This window comes from Paracoccus sp. (in: a-proteobacteria) (assembly GCF_046462195.1).
GTDB lineage: Bacteria > Pseudomonadota > Alphaproteobacteria > Rhodobacterales > Rhodobacteraceae > Paracoccus.
This window is the reverse complement of the sequence record NZ_JBKGUN010000240.1, coordinates 1-3,359: the sequence shown is the minus strand read 5'-3', so window position 1 is coordinate 3,359 and position 3,359 is coordinate 1. Positions and strand designations below refer to the sequence as shown.

Sequence of the window (3,359 nt, the reverse complement as noted above, 5' to 3'; positions counted from 1 at the left end):
CCTTTCTGCCCATGCAGCGGATCCGCTGCTCAGCAAGCCGATGACCATGATGCTCATGGCGAAGCAGGTTCGTGAAGGTCAAATTGACGGGACCGCAAGAAAAGCTTTAGGGAAGGCGGCTTTGAGCTTCCTGCCTCAGGCGCTTGCGTGAAAAGGGTGGCTATTCATTGCCGGACCTCCTTTTGCGATACGATGCCGGGCTGGAGCCATGGGCGACCCTGTCGTGCTCCGGCCTGCTGAACACCTTATGCTCGCCATCACACCGCCGCCCTTGTCACAGTAGCAAGCAGAACCGCACCATCAGGACGGGCAAGCATGATCACCACCACGCACTTCTTCACAATCACCACCATTGAACCGCAGATACCGATCAGCGAACTCCGTGACCAAGTGCGCGCCATCATGAAACGGCACCGGCATCCTTCTGCTGGAGACAGAGCAATCCATGACCTGCAGACAGCCGAGAAGCTGCGGGTCCTTGTCATGGAGGATCACATCCCATAAGCCACTCGGACACAGGCGCAATCGGCATTTGCAGGAAGCCGGCCGCGTCAGACCCTAAGCTGCGAAGCCACGCCAACGGGAGGTGCGTTGCCTGATCCTCAAACATGAGTGCAGCAAGCAACACAATTGCGCAGGGGCTCGAAGCGCAGGCCAGCGTTTTCAGGCCCTAGACTGAAGCGCTGTCCCGGCCAAAGGACGAGCGCGTCAAGAGGCATACACTCGATTAACCTTATCTTAACGCAAAGGCGCTATGGCTTCCTGAACCATGACGGTGAGCCGTCCTTTTGTCACGAGCGTCCGAACCCGCTCCCCCACACAGGGTGACCCGATGACGCGCACCTCACCCGGTTCCGCTGCAAGGACGTTTCTTTTGCGGTTTGTGCTGGCAGCACTCCTTCTCGCTTTGGCGGAGCCAAGCTTGGCCTGCGACGGGCCCGGCTTCATCCCCTCCGAGGAGGCCCATCTGCAGCCGCTCTCCATCTCGCCTACAGACATCGGCGCCGCTCTGACGGCCTCTTCCTTCTCGCATGGAATTCAATTCGTCTCCAAGCTGCAGGATCGTGAGCTGCACCTTTCGGTGACGCATGTTCCGGCCGCAATGCCCGAGGTGGGCCCCATTCGCGCGATCATGCAGCTGGGGCGTCTTGTTGATGATGGCTTTGATCAGCTTGTTCTTGTCAATCACGGCCGCAAGCTTTTTGTGATCAGCGAACCTGAACTCCGCGACATTGGCTGTCGCTTTGTCTGGCCCGGAAAAAGCAGCTCGGATCCGATCCTGCTGCTCCGTGAGACGGTTCAGGCTATCCACGGGTACGACACAGATGAACCAATCAACAATCAGCCTTCCGGCGCGCCCCTCCTCGACGGGGCTCACGCCCTGAGGCTGATCGGCGAGACCCTCAATCCTGCCTGGCTCCCAACCGAGCAGGATCCCGGCGAGGCGGTGGAAGAGCCAGACGCTCCCAAGAATCACGACGACGGTCCTCCGTCCTTTGTGCAGGCTTCCTTGCCTCATCCCTTGGCCGGGCATCTCGATCAAAGGTTCTGAGGCAGGGGCGGGATGCGCCGCCAGGAAGCCGCGCATGCTGTCTTTTGAATATCTCCAAAGATGAAACGGACGACTGTGATGGTTGTCGGTTGGCTTGGGCCGCACAGCCTGTTGTCGATCATCACTCTGCTGCTGATCCTGCACAGCGATGCTGTGCCGGGAATGGAGGAGATCCAACAGGTCGTGCCTCTCGCCGTGGTCTCCTCTATCCTTCTTCATGGGCCACTGCCACGATGCTTGCAGGTTTGTAGAGGCGCCTCATGAAGGCAAGGGGACCTGAGCCTGAGCACCGCTCCGTCTTCCCCTTTCCTGTTCAGCTGGGCAACGTGTCTGAACAACTTGATGTTTGGGTGGTCGCAGATAACTGATGATCCAGAACGGCCTGTCAGGGAAACATAGTCCACTCATAAAGTACGCGTGCTCGACCTCGAAGCAGGATCTTGCCCTTCAACTCAAAGCGCTGAAGGCTGCGGGCGTGATCCACATCTGACAATCGCCACCCATACATTCGACTTCAACCATGGAAGCTCACATGAAGACGATGATCCTTGCCGCCTGCCTGATCAACTTGGTTGCACCAGGACTTGCCCAAGCTTCGCCATCAGAATGCCATGCCCGGCAGGAGAACCATGCTGCGGCACGTGATGTTGACGACCGGATCGGGCGAACGATCGGGGCAGTGACATCCGCTGAAGCACGCGGCCTCGTTGCCCACGGTCGGGCTAATGAGTTGAGGAACGAACTCGACCAGATGCGCGCGGACTACATGCAAAACAAGCGCGCCCAAGGCTTCGTCAGCGCTGGTGAACTTGCTTCATACAGTCGGAGCCTCGATCAAATGGATATGGAAATCGGTAAGGAGTAAGGGTGCCCTCGAGCAGCTGCCTTAGAAAGCTCCGCCACGGCCGCGGGACCCGATTGGCTGCATCCATCAGGGCGCTGGCACCAAAGCGCCGGTCATGCGTGACCTCAAGTCCGGCCCAGTCCGGCAGCACAAGGGGATGGTGCTCGGAGGGCAGCTCAACGTCGCTTGTGACAAAGCCGGAAAGGTTGCCGAGATACTCATCGACTTGCCAGATCAGCTCCCGACATGCACCTCGTGGCGGTTCTTCTCGACAGCAGGCGCAATCGGGAACTCCTTGATCAGGCCATGCGCCACATGCTCCTCGGGCGTGATGTGGTACTCCTTGCACTTCAGGCCGCGCTTTCTCCCGTTCAAGGTCAGGGTTGCGACTGCGTCGCGGATCCTGACTCGTGCCTTGCCGGTCTCGAACCTGGCAATGACATGGTCGGTGATGTGGGTGGTCTGCGTGATGCCGCTCTTCCAAGCATCGGACTTGATCAGAAACTTGCGCTCAATCTCAACTGACGTGTGAAATCCTTGTCAGCAGGCAAAGCACGAGGTCTGCCAGAAGGTCGTTCATGTTCATCAAGCCTGGGATAGCCTCGCAGTTCCCTGCATGAAGCGGACAGGCTACTGAGCTTCGTCCTCTTTCAAGGTGCGCTGCGACAAGGCGAAGTCGTACAGCAACTCGTCGGAGCGGCAAGGGCTGGAAGATGACCTTTGAGCGGGTCCAGGTCGCGCTGATCCTGATGATCACATCGGTCCTCTTCCTCCCCGCACTGGGTTTCGATGGGGCGACGAAACCGGTGCATGCCGAGCCGGGCAGGGTGCAGCATCTCCAAGCGTCTGGCAGGGACGGCGCTTCGGATGACATACGGCCGGCCCCGTCACCCCAAGTTCTCGATTGCGACAGCACCACGATCTCATGGCGCGCGCCGATCTGGGCCGAAAGCTTCGTGAGGG

The 3,359-nt window shown here is 59.1% G+C and carries 5 protein-coding genes; all 5 read left to right on the top strand.

Annotated features, from left to right (window positions below):
* The first annotated feature begins 315 nt into the window (after window positions 1-315).
* On the top strand, window positions 316-504 hold the full coding sequence (locus ACLHHB_RS15200; protein ID WP_410219124.1) for a hypothetical protein: 189 nt from the start codon (window positions 316-318) through the stop codon (window positions 502-504).
* Between the two features lie 328 nt (window positions 505-832).
* Complete coding sequence (locus ACLHHB_RS15195) at window positions 833-1,552, top strand: hypothetical protein (protein WP_410219123.1); 720 nt, start codon at window positions 833-835, stop codon at window positions 1,550-1,552.
* Window positions 1,553-2,084: 532 nt separating this feature from the next.
* A complete protein-coding gene (locus ACLHHB_RS15190) occupies window positions 2,085-2,417 on the top strand; it encodes a hypothetical protein (RefSeq protein WP_410219122.1) in 333 nt (110 codons plus the stop codon).
* A gap of 234 nt (window positions 2,418-2,651) precedes the next feature.
* Complete coding sequence (locus tag ACLHHB_RS15185) at window positions 2,652-2,921, top strand: hypothetical protein (RefSeq protein ID WP_410219121.1); 270 nt, start codon at window positions 2,652-2,654, stop codon at window positions 2,919-2,921.
* Window positions 2,922-3,109: 188 nt separating this feature from the next.
* The coding region (locus ACLHHB_RS15180; RefSeq protein ID WP_410219120.1) for a hypothetical protein at window positions 3,110-3,359 on the top strand (250 nt) is incomplete at its 3' end.